This is a genomic window from Pantoea sp. B9002, assembly GCF_013385945.1.
In the GTDB taxonomy this organism is placed as follows: domain Bacteria; phylum Pseudomonadota; class Gammaproteobacteria; order Enterobacterales; family Enterobacteriaceae; genus Pantoea.
In genome coordinates this window covers 1-1,344 of record NZ_JACAPA010000088.1, presented here as the reverse complement: position 1 = coordinate 1,344, position 1,344 = coordinate 1, and the positions used below count along the sequence as shown (strand labels likewise).

Here is a 1,344-nt window from a genome sequence, read left to right as displayed (position 1 = left end):
TATCGCATAAGGGTACACCCTATTGCTACAGGTAAGCCTGTTCAAAAAACAGGCTTACCGTACAATAATTCTCTATATCCAAACTGACCCCAAAGAGCTTGGCCTGTCACAACAGGCGATGGCTGACGCCATCGGGCTGCACGTTAACAGTTGGAAGAAGTACGAGAGCGGCCAGGCGATGCCGTCGCTGGATGCCCTGAAGAAGATAGCTACCACGTTGCACGTCAGTACCGATTACCTGCTGTTCGATGAACATGAACGTGGACCAGACGACACGCTGACGTTGCAGTTTGAGGCGGTCAGTCAACTGCCGGAGAACGAGCAAGCCGTGGTGCGTGAAGTGCTGGAGAGCCTGATTATCAAGTATCAGTCCCGCCGCTGGGATTCGGCGCGCAAGGCGGCTAAAGAAGAGAGTTAACACGAACGCGGGCTGAAGGTGCTACCAACACCAACAGCCCGCTGACCACAACCAACGCAAGGAGTTGATTATGGCTGGCACGCATCATAAGTCAGATAACGACACGTCCACAACTAAATCAAGACGTTATACCGTGGGATATATCCGCGATCACCTGAAGCATCGGCCTTCACCGTCGATCACCCTGCGCGGCCACTGGATGGCCGAGCTGGGATTTGATACCGGGCAGAAGCTGGAGGTGCTCACGCAGCCGGGGCAGCTGATCATCCGGCTGGTGACTGAAGCGTAATTAGCTGACGTATAACGTAAAATCCCGCCAACAAGGGCGGGATTATTTAATATTCCGAATGGTATATAACCTCATATTGGTTACCTAATTCATCTTGTAAATTTCTTGCAAGCTCATATCCATCCTTTATAAATTTTTCTTCTTCTTCTTTATCTTTAAATCCTGAAGATGCTGGATCATCCATATTAAGTATTGCATCATATCTTTTAGCCCAGCTATAGAGGCTATCTTTAAGATTAGATGATATTGAGAGATCTTCTGGTGATATATCACCAAAATCATCTGGAGTAGTACCCCACAACGGATAGCACCCATAGTCAGCCATTAGTTTTATTTTTTTCACTTCACTTCACCTCTTAGATTTGCACCGACAACATAGCCATTATTCCCCACAGTAATTGCTATATTATATTTTTTCCCATTTATAGTAGTTTCATAAATTGGCCTACCAGTACCAGCACCTTGATAACCAACAACTTTACCATCGGATACAGCCTTCATAACGACATTAGGTATTTGAGACTCGGGGACTCCGATCTGTGAGAACTGGCTACCATGTTCTTTAATGATATGTTGTAAACCAGAGGTTGGGCTGCCTGTTTCAAGGAAGATTATTTTGTAGCGGTCAACAAAAACT

Annotated in this window: 3 protein-coding genes and 1 pseudogene; 2 read left to right on the top strand and 2 right to left on the bottom strand. The window is 46.2% G+C overall.

The annotated features are described in order from the left end of the window. Positions 1 to 64 precede the first annotated feature (64 nt). Together HX773_RS25300 and HX773_RS25295 are read left to right on the top strand one after the other, a co-directional pair. Positions 65 to 418 (top strand): helix-turn-helix domain-containing protein, encoded by a 354-nt coding sequence (locus tag HX773_RS25300; protein WP_370463639.1) that lies wholly within the window; start codon positions 65 to 67, stop codon positions 416 to 418. A 70-nt stretch (positions 419 to 488) separates the two neighbouring features. Then, entirely contained in the window at positions 489 to 707 is a 219-nt protein-coding gene (locus HX773_RS25295; RefSeq protein ID WP_218168359.1) for a SymE family type I addiction module toxin, read from the top strand. A 46-nt stretch (positions 708 to 753) separates the two neighbouring features. Here the strand turns inward: HX773_RS25295 and HX773_RS25290 are convergent, their stop codons facing one another. Together HX773_RS25290 and HX773_RS25285 are read right to left on the bottom strand one after the other, a co-directional pair. Further along, the gene (locus HX773_RS25290; protein WP_370463638.1) at positions 754 to 1,050 is read right to left on the bottom strand and encodes a hypothetical protein; all 297 of its coding nucleotides are present in this window, start codon (positions 1,048 to 1,050) and stop codon (positions 754 to 756) included. Then, a pseudogene (locus HX773_RS25285) lies at positions 1,047 to 1,344 on the bottom strand (hypothetical protein); the annotation flags it as partial. The pseudogene HX773_RS25285 and the gene HX773_RS25290, both read right to left, overlap by 4 nt.